This window comes from Colwellia piezophila ATCC BAA-637, assembly GCF_000378625.1.
Lineage (GTDB): Bacteria > Pseudomonadota > Gammaproteobacteria > Enterobacterales > Alteromonadaceae > Colwellia > Colwellia piezophila.
Genome location: NZ_KB905167.1, coordinates 59,864 through 79,709 on the forward strand (window position 1 = coordinate 59,864; position 19,846 = coordinate 79,709).

14 protein-coding genes are annotated in these 19,846 nt (G+C 40.0%); 13 read left to right on the forward strand and 1 reads right to left on the reverse strand.

Annotated elements, in window-relative coordinates; all coding sequences use genetic code 11:
- Nucleotides 1–249 precede the first annotated feature (249 nt).
- From pilW to F580_RS0114150, 8 genes are all read left to right on the forward strand, one after another.
- Nucleotides 250–1,878 carry a type IV pilus biogenesis/stability protein PilW gene (gene pilW / locus F580_RS0114115; RefSeq protein ID WP_157443123.1) on the forward strand — a complete coding sequence of 543 codons (1,629 nt, stop codon included), beginning with the start codon at nucleotides 250–252 and terminating at the stop codon, nucleotides 1,876–1,878.
- Nucleotides 1,871–2,863, forward strand: coding sequence for a RodZ domain-containing protein (locus F580_RS0114120; RefSeq protein ID WP_019028390.1), 993 nt, complete (start codon nucleotides 1,871–1,873; stop codon nucleotides 2,861–2,863). Before pilW ends, F580_RS0114120 begins: the two co-directional genes overlap by 8 nt.
- 105 nt (nucleotides 2,864–2,968) lie before the next feature.
- Nucleotides 2,969–4,099: a flavodoxin-dependent (E)-4-hydroxy-3-methylbut-2-enyl-diphosphate synthase gene (gene ispG / locus F580_RS0114125; protein ID WP_019028391.1), complete on the forward strand. Its 1,131-nt coding sequence runs from the start codon at nucleotides 2,969–2,971 to the stop codon at nucleotides 4,097–4,099.
- 177 nt (nucleotides 4,100–4,276) lie between these two features.
- Nucleotides 4,277–5,557 (forward strand): histidine--tRNA ligase, encoded by a 1,281-nt coding sequence (gene hisS / locus F580_RS0114130; protein WP_019028392.1) that lies wholly within the window; start codon nucleotides 4,277–4,279, stop codon nucleotides 5,555–5,557.
- A gap of 23 nt (nucleotides 5,558–5,580) precedes the next feature.
- Nucleotides 5,581–6,267 (forward strand): YfgM family protein, encoded by a 687-nt coding sequence (locus tag F580_RS0114135; RefSeq protein WP_019028393.1) that lies wholly within the window; start codon nucleotides 5,581–5,583, stop codon nucleotides 6,265–6,267.
- Between the two features lie 47 nt (nucleotides 6,268–6,314).
- The gene (gene bamB, locus F580_RS0114140; RefSeq protein ID WP_019028394.1) at nucleotides 6,315–7,559 is read left to right on the forward strand and encodes an outer membrane protein assembly factor BamB; all 1,245 of its coding nucleotides are present in this window, start codon (nucleotides 6,315–6,317) and stop codon (nucleotides 7,557–7,559) included.
- A gap of 274 nt (nucleotides 7,560–7,833) precedes the next feature.
- Entirely contained in the window at nucleotides 7,834–9,315 is a 1,482-nt protein-coding gene (gene der / locus F580_RS0114145) for a ribosome biogenesis GTPase Der (protein WP_019028395.1), read from the forward strand.
- Between the two features lie 110 nt (nucleotides 9,316–9,425).
- A complete protein-coding gene (locus tag F580_RS0114150) occupies nucleotides 9,426–10,106 on the forward strand; it encodes a PilZ domain-containing protein (RefSeq protein ID WP_019028396.1) in 681 nt (226 codons plus the stop codon).
- A gap of 44 nt (nucleotides 10,107–10,150) precedes the next feature.
- Here the strand turns inward: F580_RS0114150 and xseA are convergent, their stop codons facing one another.
- Complete coding sequence (gene xseA, locus F580_RS0114155) at nucleotides 10,151–11,485, reverse strand: exodeoxyribonuclease VII large subunit (protein WP_019028397.1); 1,335 nt, start codon at nucleotides 11,483–11,485, stop codon at nucleotides 10,151–10,153.
- A gap of 363 nt (nucleotides 11,486–11,848) precedes the next feature.
- Here xseA and guaB point away from each other — a divergent pair, with 363 nt between their 5' ends.
- The 5 genes from guaB to F580_RS0114180 all read left to right on the forward strand — a co-directional run bounded on the left by guaB (nucleotide 11,849) and on the right by F580_RS0114180 (nucleotide 19,589).
- The gene (gene guaB / locus F580_RS0114160) at nucleotides 11,849–13,321 is read left to right on the forward strand and encodes an IMP dehydrogenase (RefSeq protein WP_019028398.1); all 1,473 of its coding nucleotides are present in this window, start codon (nucleotides 11,849–11,851) and stop codon (nucleotides 13,319–13,321) included.
- 260 nt (nucleotides 13,322–13,581) lie between these two features.
- A complete protein-coding gene (gene guaA, locus F580_RS0114165; RefSeq protein WP_019028399.1) occupies nucleotides 13,582–15,159 on the forward strand; it encodes a glutamine-hydrolyzing GMP synthase in 1,578 nt (525 codons plus the stop codon).
- A 365-nt stretch (nucleotides 15,160–15,524) separates the two neighbouring features.
- Nucleotides 15,525–15,872: a RidA family protein gene (locus F580_RS0114170; protein WP_026301445.1), complete on the forward strand. Its 348-nt coding sequence runs from the start codon at nucleotides 15,525–15,527 to the stop codon at nucleotides 15,870–15,872.
- Between the two features lie 60 nt (nucleotides 15,873–15,932).
- Complete coding sequence (locus tag F580_RS0114175) at nucleotides 15,933–17,453, forward strand: protein adenylyltransferase SelO (protein ID WP_019028401.1); 1,521 nt, start codon at nucleotides 15,933–15,935, stop codon at nucleotides 17,451–17,453.
- A gap of 102 nt (nucleotides 17,454–17,555) precedes the next feature.
- Nucleotides 17,556–19,589 (forward strand): RecQ family ATP-dependent DNA helicase, encoded by a 2,034-nt coding sequence (locus F580_RS0114180; protein WP_019028402.1) that lies wholly within the window; start codon nucleotides 17,556–17,558, stop codon nucleotides 19,587–19,589.
- Nucleotides 19,590–19,846: the final 257 nt, after the last annotated feature.

Consider the following 19,846-nt stretch of genomic DNA (forward strand, 5'->3'; position numbering starts at 1 on the left):
ATTAGTGCCTTGTTTTTTAGTGAAAAAATAATGTAAATTTCCTTGCTTAAAGTAGCCGTGGCCATTGTAAACCAAGCGATGAGATAAATTTTTCAGAACAAGGCGTTTGACTGAGTAATAGCATACTATTGGTATTAACAGCACTAGCCTGCTATTGACTATTTAGGCAATTTGAACATGATTACACAGTGAACGACATGGGTATAATAATCAGAGGCGGTGAACACATTGCATATTATGGATAAAGCTATGGCTAAATATATTCTCCTAACACTAACGTCAGTCATTTTTCTGTCGCTATTAAGTGGTTGTGTTACCCAAAGTTTTGAAAATAATGAACCTATTGTAAGAAACCAAGCAACTCTCAATGAAATGGCGACAACTCGTGTTGCCTTAGGATTGGGTTATTTACAAATGGGTGATATGTCTCAGGCAAAACTCAACTTAGAAAAAGCGAAAGGCTTCTCTCCCAATTTAGTACAAGTCCATACTGCCTTTGCCCATTATTATGAAACCGTAGGTGAAAGTGAACTCGCCATTACCTCATTCGAGCTAGCTTTAAGTATTAAAGCTGACAGTGCCGATACTTTAAATAATTATGGGGTGTTTTTGTGTCGACAAGATAAAGTTGATGCTGCCGAAGTTCAGTTCTTAAAAGCAATTGCTGTACCTAGTTACTTACTGGTCTCGCAAACTTATGAAAACTTAGCCTCGTGTTATTTACAAAGTGATGATTTTGACAAAGCTGAAATGTATTTGAAGAAAGCGATTGCACATGACCCAAACAGAACAGCACCATTATTACAAATGGTGCGTTTGCAATATGCGATGACAGATTACAAAGATGCTAAGCTATTTTTACAGAAATTTGAGAGAAATACCCTGCGCTTTACTGCCGATTCTTTAGCACTTGCTTATAAAGTCTATTGGAAGTTAGGGCAACGTCGTACGGCAGGTAATTACGCGAATATGTTAATGAAAATGTATCCACGATCGTGGGAAGGAAAACAGTTTCTACTCAATGAATTAGAATTTATTGAGGCGGATAATCTAGCCGATAAATACAGGCTTAGCCAAAAAGAAAAAAACCGTTACCTCGTATCGACAAGTCATAAACGAGTCGTGAAGCTTTCACCGAAAAAAATAGCTAATTCGCCTTATACCAACAGTAATCTAGCGGCTATTCCAACAAGTAATAGTACAGTAGCTAGCAAGCCTGAGACTGTTGCAAGTAGCACAAATTCATTACTGGGCTCGGGCACAGCTTTACTCTCTGTCGGTATAGCAGGAACAGTTGTAGCCAACAACTTACCGGTAACTAAAACGGCAATGGTAAGTACTACTGGACTAAGTAATGCAGGGCTATCAACAACTGGGGTAAACAATACTGGGGTAAAAAATATCCCTGTAGCGAGTAATACTGCAGCCAATGTAGTTAAAACAATACTACTTACCTCATCTGTAGTAGTCGGACAATCAGATAGTGATGCCAATGAACCGACATCAACAAAACCTATACCAGCAACACGCGATGTACCTTTACCCGAAGCATTGCCTGAAGAAGAAGAGGCCGAGGTAATTCAAGTTGCAAGCCAAGTTAGCGATAAAAAGATCACTAGAACATCAGTTAATGTTGAGGCATCTAAAAGCACTACCAAGGTAACTGAAGAGTTAGCCCGAGGCGCTGAATCCCTTGCCAAACAAGAATTTTTACACACCGTTGCTCCAGCAGAAAATCTTTACAATATCTCGATGAAATATAACGTCAAGTTAAAAGCATTACGCGAATGGAATAACATTTCTGAAAAAAACAAAATCCATGTAGGAGATAAAATCTATGTGGTTAATCCCCAAACAGTGAAAAATATTAATGAATAATGATGTAAGCCCAATTAGCAAAACAGATGATGAAGAACATACTAATATCACCGAGCAAGTCACAGAAAATATTACAGAACTAAGTGAAGATATGGAAATGGTGAGTCCTGGCGCTATGTTACGTGAAGCTCGACTTGCGTCATCACTTTCACAAGAGCATATCGCTAGTAAGCTAAATTTTAAGGTCAAACTTGTAAATAATATCGAAGAGAATATCTTTGATCCCTCAATGCCCGTTACCTTTAACCGAGGATACCTCGTTAATTATGCTAAGTTGGTGGGTGTTGAAGTTGAAGATGTATTAGCAAGCTTTGATGCCCTTGGTGCCGCTAGTATTCAACGCAGTGAACTGTTGAGTTTTTCTAATGAAACGACTAAACAAGCTGAGCATAGTCGTGTTATGTGGTTAAGCTATTTAATCGTCGCTGTTTTAGTTGGTTTGACCATATTATGGTGGCAACAAGAGAGTAACCACCCAGCCGTCACTACCTTAACAGCACAGCCCTTGGCAGATACACTGCTAAAGAAAGACGTTGAAAAGCTTAGTAATGAAACACTAACAAAGACCGCAGAACAGCTTACCAATGACGAGCAAGTTGTAACAGCTCAAGCAAGTGAAAAAAAAACGCTAACTGACATTGAGGCAAGTGCCAATACCGCGCCTTCTATTGTGAATAAAGCTGTAGTTTCAGCTGATAGAAAAATAGATGACAAACCTCAACCGCAGGAGCCTGAGATAAGTACTGCAGTGTTTACTTTTAATGGTGATTGCTGGGTCAATATTTATGATGCTACTGGTGAAAGAATTGCCTGGGGCATTAAAAAGTCAGGTTATGTGATGACTATTAAAGGTAAGGCGCCACTGCGTATTACGGTTGGCAAACCTGAGTTAACCAGTATTGTATTTAATGGGAAACCGGTAGATATGTCGGCCTTTAATGTTGGCAATATTGCTAAATTTAACTTACCCATTATCATTGAGTAGTTAATATTAAATAGGCAGTATTAATACCTATTGCAGAATATATACTGTTGAGTCGTTTTTAGGGTTTATCCTTCGTTTAGCTATTAGCTTATATAAAGAAAAATTATGTTTAAAGAATCTCCAATTATACGCCGCGTATCACGTCAAATTATGGTCGGTAATGTGCCCGTTGGCGGCGGTGCTCCAATCACCGTGCAATCAATGACTAATACCTTGACTACAGATGTTGCCGCCACTGTCGCGCAGATAAAAGCGCTAGAAGCGGTTGGTGCTGATATTGTTCGTGTCAGCGTGCCAACAATGGATGCAGCTGAAGCCTTTCGTGAAATCAAAAAACAAGTCAATGTACCTTTAGTCGCTGACATTCATTTTGATTACCGTATCGCGTTAAAAGTTGCTGAGTATGGCGCTGATTGTTTGCGTATCAATCCAGGTAATATTGGTCGTGAAGATAGAGTACGTAGTGTGGTTGAATGTGCTCGAGATAATAATATCCCCATTCGTATTGGTGTCAATGGCGGTTCACTTGAGAAAGACATTCAAGAAAAATATACCGAGCCAACAGCTGAAGCTTTGTTAGAATCGGCTATGCGGCATGTTGATATACTCGATAGATTAAATTTTCACGAATTTAAAGTCAGTGTCAAAGCTTCGGATGTATTCCTTGCCGTTGAGTCTTATAAATTACTGGCTAAACAAATTGATAACCCTTTACATCTAGGCATCACTGAAGCGGGCGGTTTACGTTCTGGCTCGGTAAAATCATCAGTAGGTTTGGGCATATTATTGGCGCAAGGTATTGGCGATACGATACGTATTTCATTAGCTGCGGACCCGATTGAAGAAATTAAAGTGGGTTTTGATATTTTAAAATCACTTAAACTTCGAAGCCGTGGCATTAACTTAATTGCTTGTCCAAGTTGTTCTCGACAAGAGTTTGATGTGGTAGCAACGGTTAATGCCTTAGAGCAGCGTATCGAAGATATTATGACGCCGATGGATGTGTCAATTATTGGCTGTATTGTTAATGGTCCAGGTGAAGCTATGGTGTCAGATTTAGGCTTAACAGGCAGCAGTAAAAAAAGCGGCTTTTATTTAGATGGCATACGTCAAAAAGAGCGCTTTGATAATAATAACCTTGTTGATCAACTTGAACAGCGTATCCGCGCTAAAGCACACGCGATAAATGAACGCGAAGATGCAAAGAACAAAATTGACTTCCAGTCAGTCGATTAACTTCTGATAATAACCAGCGAATAAATCATGAGTTTATTAGCGCCCTGTTATTAGGTATACTGCGCGCTGCGCAAATTTAACACAGTACTTAATATCTAAATAATTAAGTGTGACGCTGAAAGACATAGGCTTAAGTCTTTCAGCTTTACCTAAAGAATAAGAAAGAGAGATCCCTCAGTGGCTAAACATAATACTCTACAAGCAATCCGTGGCATGAATGATTGTCTTCCTAGCGAAACCAATATTTGGCAAATGGTCGAAAAAATACTGCGCCGTGTTGCCAGTAATTATGGTTTTGCTGAAATTCGCATGCCAATTGTTGAGTCAACCGCATTATTTAAACGCGGTATTGGTGAAGTAACCGATATTGTTGAAAAAGAAATGTACACCTTTGACGACTTAAATGGCGATAGTTTAACGCTGCGTCCAGAAGGTACGGCAAGCTGTGTTCGTGCGGGTATTCAGCACGGCTTATTGTATAACCAAGAACAACGTCTTTGGTATATGGGCCCTATGTTTCGCCACGAAAGACCACAAAAAGGTCGTTACCGCCAATTCCATCAATTTGGCCTAGAAGCCTTTGGCATAGCGACTCCGGACATAGATGCTGAAATTATTTTACTCACAGCACGTTTATGGAAGGAACTTGGCATCAATGAGTTTGTCACACTAGAGTTGAATTCATTAGGATCAAACGAAGAACGTGCAAATTACCGCGAAGCTTTGATTGCATATTTGCTTGAACATGAATCGTTACTTGATGATGACTCTAAGCGTCGTATGCACACTAACCCGTTAAGAGTTTTGGATAGTAAAAATCCAAAAGTTCAAGAGGCCTTAGTTAATGCACCTAAATTATCAGATTATTTTGGTGAAGAAACGCAAGCGCACTTTGATACCCTATGTGCTCGGTTAGATGCTGCAGGCATTAACTATATTTTAAACGAGCGCCTTGTACGTGGTTTAGATTATTATAATCGCACGGTGTTTGAATGGGTTACTACGACATTAGGTTCACAAGGTACTATTTGTGCAGGTGGCCGCTATGATGGTTTAGTCGAACAACTTGGTGGTAAAGCAACGCCAGCATTTGGTTTTGCTTTAGGTATCGAACGTTTAGTCTTAATGCTAACAGAGTTAGGTAAAGTCACTAATATTCGACCACAGGTAGATGCTTATGTGGTTATATTAGGTGATGACGCACAAATTACCGCAAATAGGTTAGCTGAACAATGGCGTGATCAAGTACCAGAGTTAAGATTGCAATGTCACTGTGGTGGCGGCAATATGAAAAAACAATTAAAACGTGCCGATAAATCCGGCGCACAAATCGCGTTAATATTGGGTGATGATGAAATTGCTCAAGAGAAAGTGATGGTGAAATACCTACGTGGACAAAAAGAACAACAAAGCGTGGCATTTACTCAAATTGCTGACTTGTTAACTGAATTAATTTAAGGGCTTTAAGCCAAGGTGAAGTAGTGGAAATTTATCAAACGGAAGAACAACAAGTAGAAGCGATTAAAAGTTTTTGGCAAAAAAATGGCAATACGATTATTGCTGGTATTGCTTTAGGTTTTGCTGGTTTTATCGGTTTTAATCTTTATCAAGACAATAAATTAGAGCAAGAATTTGCGGTATCTGATAGTTACCAAGCACTTATGGACGCAAGTGCTAAGAATGCTAAAGACTTCACGGTCAACGGTGAAAAGTTTATCAGTGAAAATGGTGATAATAGCTATGTTGCTTTAACGGCACTGGCACTTGCTAAAGAGTCTGCTTCTCATAAAGATTGGCAACAAGTCGAAAAGCAATTAACAACGGCAATTAAGACCGCACCAACAGACGGTATTAAAGCTATTGCCAGCCTACGTTTAGCACGTGTGCAAGTTGAACTTGAGCAGTATACGCAAGCCTTAGCGACTTTGAATAACAATTTACCGGCATCGTTTACCGCGGCGATTGAAGAAATTAAAGGTGATGCCTACTTAAAACAGGGTAAGAAAGATCTCGCCCGTAATGCTTACCAAGCAGCTATTGCGGCTGATGGTTTAGCGACAAGCCCAAGCTTACAAATTAAATTAGATGATTTAGCCCAAGCCACTATATTACCTGTGACTACACCAGTAGTCGTAACACCGGTAGTAACCGAAGCTGACGCTAAATAACTTACTGGTTATTTAGCCCTTCATTTATTGTAGTTAAAAGGCAAAGTATGCGTTATTTTGATAAAATTTTTTTTAACGGCTTTAGTGCTAAAAAAGTATTAACCATCATCTTGTTATCTTCAAGCTTACTCGCTTGTTCATCAAATGATGATGAAGACCCAAGTACCAAAGTTGCAGAGCTAAGCAATTTAGACAACGCTTTTGACGTTGAAGTCATCTGGGAACGCAGCGTTGGCGATGGCGTGGCAGATTACTTTTCACGGATAAAACCAATTGTTGCTTATGGCAAAGTTTACAGTGCTAGCCGTATGGGCGATGTTGTTGCTTTTGATCAACAAAGTGGCAAACGAGCTTGGCTCGCTGACTTAAGTGATATCAATAATGAACGTAGTTTCTGGGATAGTCGCGTTTCTGCATTAGTCGCAGGTGGACCTATCGCGGGCCTGAATAAAATATTTTTAGGTACTGAAAACGGAGAAGTTTTTGCCCTTGATGCAGAAACTGGCGAGCTTGTTTGGAAAGCCAAAATTAAAGGTGAAGTGATCACTGCGCCTGCCATTGATTCTGGTGTCTTAGTGGTAAACTCAGCTTCAGGTATAATGAAAGCGTTTGATGCCAATACGGGTGAAGAGTTATGGAAGGTTGAGCAAGATGTTCCCGCGCTTACTTTACGTGGTATTAGCACACCAGTTATTGCCTCTGGCGGCGTCTTAATTGGTTCAGGCAAAGGTGAACTAGGTGTTTACATCCTTGAAAAAGGTCAAGCAGGCTGGACCACTGAAGTTGGTGAAGCAACAGGCTCTACAGAGCTGCAACGGGTTATTGATCTTGATTCAGCGCCGGTTGTTTTTGGTGATAAAATTTATGCAATATCCGCTCGTGGTAACTTAGTTGCCATAGAGTTACAATCGGGCCGGATTTTATGGAAACGCCAATATTCGTCCTATCGACAAATAGCAGTTCACCGTAATGACATCTTCATTACCAATACCCAAGGTCATATATATGCCTTAAATCGTATTAATGGTATTGAGCGTTGGAGTAATGTGGAATTAACCAATCGTGGTGTTACCGGACCGGCTGTTGTTGATAGCTATATTGTTGTCGGTGATTTTGAAGGCTATTTACACTGGTTAGATCAAGACACCGGTGAAATCGTCTCTCGCCATAAAGTTGATAGTAGCGGTATCCATACAACGCCAACAGTGTCAGGTGATGTTTTGTATAGTCAATCACGTGATGGTGATTTACAAGCTATCGTCACACCAGAAATTATCAGTGCAGCACAATAAATGGCACTGTTTCTAGCTGCTTCTATAAAAAGAAGTGACTAGAAAAATACTATTTCAATTAGCTTATTCTCACTCAGAAGAATAAAACGATTTGTTTTGGTATACTAACGGCTCCTATGCAAAGTGCATCAGGGGCCGTTGCTTGTTTTTAGTAGTATCATTTTTTAATAGTTTGGGCAAAATTGCCTTACTTGTTGTTTTTGATATTTAGTTTTTATATTTGTTTGAAAAACCATGCATTACTCGCTTGTATGGTTATTTCTTTGAGGTGCTCATGCTTCCTGTAGTTGCTCTTGTTGGCCGTCCTAATGTCGGAAAATCAACGTTATTTAACCGTTTAACCCGTAGTCGAGATGCACTTGTTGCAGATTACCCTGGTCTAACTCGCGATCGTCAGTACGGTCAGGCTCAAGTAGAAGAACACCCATTTATTGTTATTGATACCGGTGGTATTAATGGTGATGAAAAGGGCATTGACGTAAAGATGGCTGAACAGTCGTTACTGGCGATTGAAGAAGCCGATGCGGTACTTTTTTTAGTTGATGCCCGTGAGGGCTTGACCTCAGCTGATCATGGTATTGCTGATCATTTGCGTAAACAAAATAAAAAAATATTCGTCGTTGCCAATAAAATTGATGGTATTCATGGCGACTCAGCGGTTGCTGAATTCTATTCTTTAGGTTTAGGTGAACATGTTCATCAAATTGCTGCTGCCCATGGTCGTGGTGTTACGCAACTGTTAACGCTTGCTTTAACGCCGCATATTGAAGCTTTGTCTAATCCTATTCAGCCAAAAGAAGAGGGTGAAGAAAATGATGAGTTTGCTGAGGAAATTGAACTTACCGAAGAACAGTTAGCTAAAAAGCTTGAAGGTGAGCCGAAAGAAAATGACAAAATAAAATTAGCTATTATTGGCCGTCCTAATGTAGGTAAGTCAACACTAACTAACCGTATATTGGGTGAAGAACGTGTTGTTGTTTATGATCAGCCGGGTACTACTCGCGATAGCGTTTATATTCCTATGGAGCGCAATGGTCGTGAATATACCTTAATTGACACTGCCGGTATCCGCCGTCGTAAAAATGTTACTGATGTGGTAGAAAAGTATTCAGTGATTAAAACCTTACGTGCCATTGAAGATGCCAACGTTTGTCTGCTTATCATTGATGCACAAGATGGCATTAGCGATCAAGACTTAAGTTTATTAGGCTTTATTCTCGAAGCAGGGCGTTCTTTAGTGCTTGCAGTAAATAAGTGGGACGGTTTAGAAGACCATCAAAAAGATCGTATTAAGACAGAACTTGATAGACGTTTAGGCTTTATTGATTTTGCTCGTATACACTTTATCTCAGCGTTACATGGTACCGGTGTTGGTCACTTGTTTGAATCAGTAGAAGAAGCTTTTGTTTCAGCGACAAAACGTATTTCTACTGCTATGGTTACTAAAATACTCGATATGGCTGTTTTTGATCACCAACCGGCATTACATCAAGGACGTCGTATTAAGCTTAAATATGCTCATGCGGGTGGTTATAATCCGCCTATCATTATTATTCATGGTAACTTAGCGAAGAAATTACCCATGTCTTATAAACGTTATTTAATGAACTATTATCGTAAATCATTAAAAATGATGGGAACCCCTATCCGCATTCAGTTTAAAGATACCGTGAACCCCTTTGCTGGCAAGAAAAAATTGAACTATACACAGCAAAAGAAAATTGCTCGTTTAACGCAAGGTTACAAAAAAGATTAGTCTTTGTTAACACCGCTATCATTGCAACCGGCACAAAAGTGTCTGTTGCAATTTTTAGCTGATTTAACTAAGGTAACAGGTACGCTCCACATTCTATCTTATTGAAAAATATGACTGGACAAGCAATTTTAACCGACCCAACTAAACCTTCTGCGCACAATTTAGTTTTTTTTAAAGCGGGTGCGCCTATCACTATTGATATCGCTACGCCTGCCGGGCAAAAAAGAAGATTTAATACCATTTTTATTGGCTATCTACCTAAAAAGTATGTTTTAGTTGAATTTCCTGATGCCTCTAAGTTAGGTAACTTTTCTCAATATATAGCTCAAGGCACAGTGGTCACCGTTCGAGGTTTGATTGAGGGCCATGATGGTGCGGCTATTGCCTTTATAAGTACGATAAAACAAACCCTACAAATGCCGTCACGCTGTATGGTGTTAGATATACCAACTACTGTCACTTTACAGCGATTACGCTCATCAGTGCGCATTGATACTCATATCAATGCGAAAGCTAAAATAGATGGGGTCTATTGGCAAACAGTCTTAACCAATTTATCGGTTGATGGTGGGCAGTTAGATATCATTAATGGTGAGAAACTGTTGTTAGCAGAAAATAAACTTATTGAGATAGTCGTTGAGAAAGAGGCTGGGGAAAAGAGTCTTAAGGTGGATGCGACCATTTGTAATATTAAGCAGCAAATTGATGGGATATCTTTCGGCGTTAAATTTAATAAAATCAGTAAGCAGCAAGTCATTGAATTGCTGTATCAAGCGCTCACACAAGAATAGGGGCTTGATAACCTTTTTAAATCTTTCCCTCAGACTAGTTAGAGCTAAATAACTCGGGTATTTATCTTACCGTCACTTAACTGCACACTTATTTCTTCACCTTGAACCACTTGATTAACTTTTGTTATCACCGCATTGTCTTTATTCCGGGTAACACTATAGCCACGAGCAATAGTGGACAATGGGCTAACAAGTTGTAATTGCTCAATTATATTTACAAATCGTTCACTTTTATGCTGCAAAGTATTGTGCATAGCTTGCGTAATTCTATGCTCATTTTGTTTAACTTTCTGTTGTTGTAATTGAATCACTTTTAGGGGGGATTGTTGTAATAACCTTTGGCTAAGTTGAGCTGGCTTAGCTTGTACCTGGACAATATTACGCTTCATTGCTTGTTTTAAACGTAAGGCTAATTCATCGGCTTTTTGTTGCTGTAATTGTAACTGTTGCTCGGGGTGGACTTGCGATAAGCGATGTTTTAAATAGTTTATTTCACTGCCTAAATGGGCAAGTTTTATTTGCTGAGCTTTAAGTAAACGTCGTTTAAGCATTACTACATGATTAAGCAATTCACTACTATCACTTGAGACTAACTCTGCAGCTGCAGAAGGGGTTGCGGCGCGTAAGTCAGCAACATAGTCACTGAGCGTGGTATCTATTTCATGGCCAACAGCGCTGATCACCGGTAGATCACTTTGATAAATAGCACGGACAACACTTTCCTCATTGAATGGCCATAAATCTTCTAAAGAGCCACCGCCTCTACCAACAATAAGTACATCACATTCATTACGGCTATTGGCACGTTCGATAGCATGACAAATATCACCTTGCGCATATTCGCCTTGTACTAAGGCCGGGTAGATAATCGCTTTGATATTAGGATTACGACGCTTGAGTACGGTTAAAATATCTTTTACCGCGGCACCAGTCGGCGAGGTGATAATACCGACACAATTAATATGTGTTGGTATTGCTTTTTTATGGCTTAAATCAAATAACCCTTGTGCGTTGAGTTTGTTTTTCAATTGTTCGAATTGTTGACGCAATATGCCCGCGCCAGCATCTTCCATATGCTCAATAATTAATTGGAAATCACCACGGGGCTCATATAAAGAAACTTTAGCGCGCACTAACACTTGTTGGCCATTACTCGGTTTTGCGCCTGTGCCTAAACGAACGCGTCTATTGCTGCCTTTAAACATGGCGCACTTAACTTGCGATTTTGCGTCTTTCAAAGACAAGTACCAGTGGCCAGAGCTAGCCGCAATAAAGTTAGAAACTTCGCCGGTTAACCACACCGTATTTAGTTCACTTTCTAGAATAAAGCGTACTTTTTTGGTTAATTCGCTTATTTGTAATATATGCTGTTGGCTCATAATGCAGAGGTTATCGTAGTTTTGTGTAGACAGATAGCCCGCTAGTATATCAAGTCTACTGTAATAATGCCGAACTCATAATCGCTAATCTCATAAGCATAATTTGCAAGTATCTAGTGCATTTTGTTCAATTTTTATATTTTTTGTAATCCCGTTAATTAGTTGACATATCTGTCAGTAATTAGCTAATAGGACATTAATCCAAATTATATTCTTATAAATAAAGTATTTCGGCACTATTATTGCGTTGTTTTAGAGTGAGTTGATAAAAGTTTAAAAAATAGGTTTACCTAAAACAAGAAAACGGTTAAAATTTTGCCGCAATATTCACTCCCTAACCAACCTTTTTAGAGAGATGTTGCGATGCTAAGAATTGCCCAAGAAGCTTTAACTTTTGATGACGTATTACTTGTACCTGCTCATTCAAAAGTACTCCCACACACGGCTGATTTAAAAACTAAATTAACCCGTAAAATTAATTTAAACGTACCTATGATTTCTGCGTCTATGGACACAGTTACCGAAGCGCGTCTAGCGATTACGTTAGCGCAAGAAGGTGGTTTAGGTTTCATTCATAAAAACATGACCATTGCTGAGCAAGCGAAAAACGTTTCTCAAGTGAAGAAGTATGAAAGTGGCATAGTTTCAGATCCAGTAACGGTAAATAGCACATTTACTATTGAACAGGTCATGCACAAAGCTGATGACTTAGGTTTCTCAGGTTTTCCTGTTGTTGATGAACATAACAGCTTAGTTGGTATCATTACAGGACGTGATTTACGTTTTGAAACGGATTTAACTAAACCGGTATCTTCACTAATGACGGTAAAAGCAAACTTAGTGACGGTTAAAGAAGGCGCTGCTCGCGAAGAAATTTTAGGTTTAATGCATAGTAACCGTATTGAGAAAATCTTAGTGGTTGATGATGCGTTTAAGTTAGTGGGCCTTATTACCGCGAAAGATTACCAAAAAGCGGAAGACAAACCTGACGCTTGTAAAGACGAATTAGGTCGTTTACGTGTTGGTGCTGCTGTGGGTGTTGGCGCCGGTACTGATGAACGTATTGACGCTCTAGTGGCTGCAGGAGTTGATGTTTTATTAATTGATACTTCACATGGTCATTCACAAGGTGTATTAGATCGAGTTAAAGAAGCACGTAATAAATACCCAGATTTACAAATTATCGCCGGTAATGTAGCAACAGCATCAGGTGCAAAAGCCATGGCAGATGCCGGTGTTGATGCCGTTAAAGTCGGTATCGGCCCAGGGTCAATTTGTACTACACGTATTGTTACGGGTGTTGGTGTGCCACAACTAACGGCTATTTCAAATGCGGTTGAAGGTTTGAAAGGTACAGGTATTCCAGTGATCGCTGATGGCGGCATTCGTTTCTCCGGTGATATTGCTAAAGCACTTGTTGCTGGCGCACACTGCGTTATGGTTGGTAGCATGTTCGCAGGTACGGAAGAAGCACCCGGTGAAGTTGAGCTTTATCAAGGACGTTATTACAAGTCTTACCGCGGTATGGGCTCTTTAGGCGCAATGGCGCAAAAAGATGGCTCAAGTGATAGGTACTTCCAAAAATCTGATGGTGAAGCAGACAAATTAGTACCAGAAGGTATTGAAGGTCGTGTGGCTTATAAAGGTCCAGTGGCAGCTATTATTCATCAGCAAATGGGTGGTTTACGTTCATCAATGGGCTTAACTGGCTGTAAAGATATTGAAACCATGCGTTCTAAGCCTGAGTTTATGAAAATTACCTCTGCAGGTATGGGTGAGTCACACGTACACGACGTAACAATAACAAAAGAAGCCCCAAATTATCGTATGGGGTAGTACGCTCGGTTGAGTTATTTAAGCTCAATTTCAGCGTTGCAAGTGCTCACCTAGTAAACTAGGCTCCGCGCTAGCGCCTTGAACTAGAACTAAAATACTCTCAACTTGATGTTGCTAGAATAAGATAAAAAATGATGATGAGTAAGTTCATCATCTAACAAATTCAAATAGGCTGAGCTGGAATCTCGCAAGAGAAGGCTCGGCCTGTTTTACTTAAGATACTACGCTCAAATAGAGCCCTCAAAGGTAGGAAAACAACCATGAGTAAAGACATTCATGATCACCGCATACTAATATTAGATTTTGGTTCACAATACACTCAACTTATCGCCCGTCGCGTACGTGAAATTGGTGTTTACTGTGAGCTTTGGTCGTGGGACGTAACCGAAGAGCAAATTAAAGGTTTTAAGCCAACAGGTATCATTCTTGCTGGTGGTCCAGAGTCAGTAACAGAAGCTAACTCTCCTCGAGCACCTGAATATGTATTTACCGCTGGCGTGCCAGTGTTAGGTATTTGCTACGGCATGCAAACTATGGCTGAGCAACTTGGCGGTGGTGTTGAAAGTTCGAGCCATAAAGAATTTGGTTATGCTGCGGTTGAGCTAGTTGCCCAATCTGCGTTATTCAACAAAGTTGAAGATAGCGTTGGTGATAATGGTAATGCTTTACTTGACGTTTGGATGAGTCACGGCGATAAAGTTTCTGCAATCCCTGAAGGTTTTGTCACCGTTGCACAAACACCAAGTTGTGCTTTTGGTGCCATGGCTAACGAAGAGAAGAAGTTTTACGGCGTACAATTTCACCCAGAAGTTACCCATACCAAACAAGGTTCACGCATTTTAGAAAACTTTGTCGTAGATATCTGTCAATGTGAAAAACTATGGACATCAGCGTCAATCATTGACGATGCTATCGCTAAAATGAAAGCACAAGTTGGTGATGACGAAGTTATCCTTGGCCTTTCAGGTGGCGTTGATTCATCTGTTGTTGCCATGTTATTACAACGTGCCATTGGCGATAAATTGACTTGTGTCTTTGTTGATAACGGTTTACTTCGTTTAAACGAAGGTCAGCAAGTCATGGATATGTTTGGTGATCATTTTGGTCTTAAAATTGTTCATGTTAAAGCAGAAGACAGGTTCTTAGATCGTTTAGCAGATGAAAGTGATCCAGAGAAAAAACGTAAGATCATTGGTAACGTTTTTGTTGAAGTATTTGAAGAAGAATCAAAGAAACTTGAAAATGCTAAATGGTTAGCACAAGGTACTATTTACCCTGATGTTATTGAATCAGCGGCTTCAGCTACGGGTAAAGCGCACGTCATTAAATCTCATCATAATGTTGGTGGTTTACCTGAGCATATGGAAATGGGCTTAGTTGAACCATTACGTGAATTATTTAAAGATGAAGTACGTAAAATTGGTCTAGAGCTTGGTTTACCGTACGACATGCTTTATCGTCACCCGTTCCCTGGACCTGGTTTAGGTGTACGTATTTTAGGTGAAGTGAAAAAAGAATATGCCGACTTATTACGTCGCGCCGATGCTATCTTCATTGAAGAATTACACAATCACGACTTATACAAAAAAGTAAGCCAAGCGTTTACCGTGTTCTTACCGGTACGTTCAGTCGGTGTAATGGGTGATCAGCGTAAATACGATTGGGTAGTAAGTTTACGTTGTGTAGAAACTATCGACTTTATGACCGCTCGCTGGTCACATTTACCATACGATTTCTTAGGGCTAGTTTCTAACCGTATTATCAATGAAGTTGATGGTATTTCACGCGTAGTCTACGATATCAGCGGAAAACCACCTGCAACGATTGAATGGGAATAAAAATTAGCACTCTTTTTTGCTACTTCGCCTAACTTCAGCGTTGGTTGTACTCACTGACATGCGTCAGCTCCGTGCAACCGCCTTGAATTAAGACGAACTACCTGCAAATAGCGCTATTTTATTTCATATTTATATAGTAGTTAAAACCCCAAGATTGCAAGATCTTGGGGTTTCTTTCTAAATAACAAAGGAAAAGCTCAACTCCTTGGGATTTACTTTTAACAATAACCAGACAAGGAGCTCAAACTAGTTGGGATTTTAGCAAAGTGTTTGAGTTTTTAATTTTTGAGCTTATGGCTATAAGTGATGGAATTAAAATCGAGAACAATGCCGATAAAATTTCAAATAGGCAGAGCCAATACACTATGATTGAAAGATTAGAAACTAAGCAAAGAATGAGTCGTATCGTTAAACACAACGGTACTATTTACCTGTGTGGCCAAGTAGCGGCAGATGCCACTAAAGACATTACTGAGCAAACACAAACCATGCTCGATAAAGTGGATGCTTTATTAATACAAGCTGGTAGTGACAGAAAGCACATCTTATCAGCAACTATTTATGTTAAAGATATGAGCTACTTCTCTGAAATGAACGCGGTATGGGATGCTTGGTTACCAGAAGGCCATGCACCAGCGCGTGCTTGTGTTGCCGCTAAAATGGCACGTGAAGCATTATTGGTTGAAATCTCAGTCGTTGCTGCTGAAATATAATATTATAAAGGTAAGTTAAATCGTCACCGCCGTCTTTAAGCATCATTTTTGTGAGTAAATATGAAATTATCCCTGTCTAATGGTTACTTTTCTTTAGGAAATGCCTTTTATCAACAATCCACACCAACGCCCGTTAGTGCGCCAGAATTATTATTGTGGAATACGCATTTGGCAGAAAAATTATCGATAAATTACTCAATAGAGCAAGATGATGAGCAACTCGCACAATACTTTTCTGGTAATCAATTAATTGATGGCAGTACTCCTATTGCACAAGCTTATTCGGGCCATCAATTCGGTCACTTTAATCCGCAACTGGGTGATGGTCGCGCACATTTATTAGGAGATATTAGTGATAGCGAAGGTCAGTCTTGGGATGTGCAATTAAAAGGCTCTGGCACGAGTTTCTTTTCTCGTAGCGGCGATGGTCGCTGTGCATTGGGGCCAGCACTACGTGAATATATGATGAGTGAAGCGATGTTCGCCCTAGGTGTACCAACTACGCGCTGTTTAGCGGTAGTGGCTACTGGTGAGGCGGTTTATCGAGAACGGCCATTACCAGGCGCCGTGGTTACCCGTATTGCCAGCAGCCATATTCGTGTTGGTACTTTTCAATATTTTGCAGCCCGTAATGATATTGACTCCTTAAAAAAATTGACCAACTTTTCAATTGAACGCCATTTCCCACAGTTAAAAGGCATTGAAGGGGAAGTCTTATCTGCGCAGCAAGTCGTTGATTTTTTTGCTGCGGTACTCAACAAACAAGTTCCTTTAGTGGTGTCATGGTTACGGGTTGGTTTTATCCATGGCGTAATGAATACTGATAATACCGCTATTTCAGGGGAAACCATTGATTATGGCCCTTGCGCCATGATGAATCATTATCACAGCGATACCGTATTTAGCTCTATTGATAGAAATTCGCGTTATGCTTTTGGTAACCAAAGCAAAATAATACAATGGAATATGGCGCGTCTTGCGGATTGTTTATTACCGTTAATTGATGACGATGAGGATATTGCCTTAGCCAAAATTACACCATTGTTACAGCAATTTGCCAATGACTTGCAGTTTCGTTATTTTGAAATGATGGCGAATAAATTGGGCATTGCTCAATTAGCGGATGGTGATATTGAATTGGTTAATGATTTACTGGCTATTATGACAAAGATGAAACTAGATTATACCCAGTCTTTTGTCACCCTAGCTGCTAACTTAAATCAAAAAGAAGTAGATAAAGTGATAGCTCAACATAGTGATGGCGAAAGCAACAACGCGGGCGAAGAAGTAGGCAGTGCTCAATATCAGTGGCAGGCATGGCTTAGTCGTTGGTATGTAAGAATCGCCGCTGATGTTGAGGGTGCTAAAGACTTGATGGCAAAAACTAACCCGTTAGTGATCCCTAGAAATCATCATGTTGAAGCTATTTTAGCGACGAGCCAAACTACGGGCGATCTAAACCCATTACATGAGTTTTTAGCGGTTGTACAGCAACCCTATGAGCTATTAGCGCAAACGGCTGCCTATCAAGATGCACCGAGTGACGGTGATGAAAACTATCATACTTTCTGTGGTACTTAACACACAGTGAGTGAATAGTTAATCAGGTGATGGTTAGCTTGTTAATAGTTAACCATCTAGTGTGATAGCTGCTTTCATCGATAAATTTTAATCAGGAAATATATGACCAGTCAACCGACAAGTGCACTCCAAAGCTCTCTTTTAACTACTTTTGGCTTTGATGGCTTTCGCCCAGGGCAAGAGCAGACCATTTCGCAATTGTTAAATGGCCAGTCTTCGTTAGCTATTTTCCCAACAGGCTCAGGTAAGTCTTTGTGTTATCAATTAACAGCTTTGCATTTACCACATTTAACCTTAGTGGTATCACCGTTATTAGCCTTGATGAAAGATCAACTGGCTTTTCTTGCTAGCAAAGGCATTAAGGCAGCAAGCATTGATTCGACCCTAAAAGGCAATGAAGCACAAACCGTGATGGCAGGGGTGCGTGATGGTGATATTAAAATCTTAATGGTGTCAGTAGAGCGTTTTAAAAATGAAAGATTCAGACAATTTATTGAATCTGTACCTGTGTCTATGTTAGTGGTTGATGAGGCGCATTGTATCTCTGAGTGGGGTCATAACTTTAGGCCTGACTATTTAAAGTTACCTAGCTACTGCCAAGCATTAAAAATTCCCTTGGTATTATTACTTACCGCTACCGCTACCCGTAAAGTAAAACTAGATATGGCCGCTAAATTTGCTATTCGAGATGAACATATTGTGCAAACGGGCTTTTACCGCGCCAATCTTGATTTAAGCGTGTTACCCGTGACTGAGTCAGATAAAAATGGTCTGTTAGCGCAAATTATCTCTCAACAAAGTACTCAGCAACAAGGCCCCGGTATTGTTTATGTGACCTTACAACATAGTGCTGAAAAGGTGGCGCTTTACTTAACGCAACAAGGCATTAATGCTTGTGCTTATCATGCCGGTTTTGACAGTGATACTCGCAGTCAAATTCAGCAAGACTTTATGGCGGGTAAAATTCAAGTGATTGTCGCCACCATTGCCTTTGGTATGGGCATAGATAAAAGTGATATCCGCTTTGTTATTCATTATGACTTACCTAAATCCATTGAAAATTACAGTCAAGAAATCGGTAGAGCTGGTCGAGATGGCATGCCTGCGCAATGTTTTACCTTGGCAAACCTTGATGGTTTGAATACGGTAGAAAATTTTGTTTATGGCGATACCCCTGAGTTTAACGGTATTGAAATGCTGCTTAACAGTATTAAAGATGAAGTCATAACCAGTGCTTATGACAGCAAGTGGGAGCTGCAAATATTGCAACTTTCTAATGCCGTTAATATTAAACAGTTACCGCTTAAAACCTTACTGGTTCAGTTAGAGCTAGCGGGCGTGATTGAGCCACTTTACGCTTATTTCGCGGATTTTAAAATTAAGTTGTTAAAACCGAAAACTGAAATAATTAATAGTTTTAATGCCCAGCGCCAAGATTTTCTTCAGCGGATTTTTAACGCCACTGATTTTAAAAAGGTTTGGGGCAGTTTAAATTTTGACACCTTATTGCAAGATAAAACTATTGAGCGTAATCGGGTAATTGCTGCGCTTGAATACCTGCAAGAGCAGCAATTAATAATACTCGAAACCAAAGGCATGACCGAGGTTTTCAAAATTAACCTGACTGAATTAGCAGATCCGAGTTTATGTCAATCACTCGCCAACTACTTTAAAGACAACGAAGTAAAAGAAATAAAGCGCATCGCCGCGTTAGTGCGCTTCTTCCAATTAGATACTTGCCTCACGGTTAATTTAGCGCGCTATTTCGATGATGCATTTTTTGACCAAAATAGGCTTGATGTAAGTGGTGCTGGTGAATCAGGCTCGACACCACAATGTGGTCACTGTAGCGTTTGTCGCGGGCAAGTAGCAGTGTTAGAGCGTTCTCAAGCACAAGTCCCATGGCCTAGTGATGAAACATTAAAACAAGGTATGAGTGAATTAACTGAGCGACTGGCGGGTAAGATAAATCAACCCTTATCCTTAGAGAGTTATTGCCGTTTTTTTGCGGGCATGACCGTGCCATTGTTCGGCCGTAATAAGGTTAGGCAATTATCAGGTTTTGGCGTATGTGAGCAGCAAAGGTATCAAGGTATAAGGGATAAAATAGCGCCGCTGTTTACAACTATGCAGTAGGTGAAATCGCTACTTATACCCAAGCTACTTCAAGATGCTCGTTTCAGCACGGCTGAGCGACTCATAATCAAGACGCGTATTTTATTAATGGTTATTCCCTTAATTAACTACGAAACGATGAATATGATTTGCTCATACATCCCCGTAGGGCTGGTTTAGAAATGTTTTATCCATCGTTATTGATTTCGACAAGGGAATAACCATTCTCTTCAATCAAAGCCTTGCCTAAAGACGTTTCTAACTCCAGCTGAATCCTG

Excerpts from the sequence above, each read along its gene's own strand:
- pilW (WP_157443123.1), top strand. The coding sequence starts at position 250 with ATGGCTAAATATATTCTCCTAACACTAACGTCAGTCATTTTTCTGTCG.
- F580_RS0114120 (WP_019028390.1), top strand. The coding sequence starts at position 1,871 with ATGAATAATGATGTAAGCCCAATTAGCAAAACAGATGATGAAGAACAT.
- ispG (WP_019028391.1), top strand. The coding sequence starts at position 2,969 with ATGTTTAAAGAATCTCCAATTATACGCCGCGTATCACGTCAAATTATG.
- bamB (WP_019028394.1), top strand. The coding sequence starts at position 6,315 with ATGCGTTATTTTGATAAAATTTTTTTTAACGGCTTTAGTGCTAAAAAA.
- der (WP_019028395.1), top strand. The coding sequence starts at position 7,834 with ATGCTTCCTGTAGTTGCTCTTGTTGGCCGTCCTAATGTCGGAAAATCA.
- F580_RS0114150 (WP_019028396.1), top strand. The coding sequence starts at position 9,426 with ATGACTGGACAAGCAATTTTAACCGACCCAACTAAACCTTCTGCGCAC.
- xseA (WP_019028397.1), bottom strand. The coding sequence starts at position 11,485 with ATGAGCCAACAGCATATATTACAAATAAGCGAATTAACCAAAAAAGTA.
- guaB (WP_019028398.1), top strand. The coding sequence starts at position 11,849 with ATGCTAAGAATTGCCCAAGAAGCTTTAACTTTTGATGACGTATTACTT.
- guaA (WP_019028399.1), top strand. The coding sequence starts at position 13,582 with ATGAGTAAAGACATTCATGATCACCGCATACTAATATTAGATTTTGGT.
- F580_RS0114170 (WP_026301445.1), top strand. The coding sequence starts at position 15,525 with ATGATTGAAAGATTAGAAACTAAGCAAAGAATGAGTCGTATCGTTAAA.
- F580_RS0114175 (WP_019028401.1), top strand. The coding sequence starts at position 15,933 with ATGAAATTATCCCTGTCTAATGGTTACTTTTCTTTAGGAAATGCCTTT.
- F580_RS0114180 (WP_019028402.1), top strand. The coding sequence starts at position 17,556 with ATGACCAGTCAACCGACAAGTGCACTCCAAAGCTCTCTTTTAACTACT.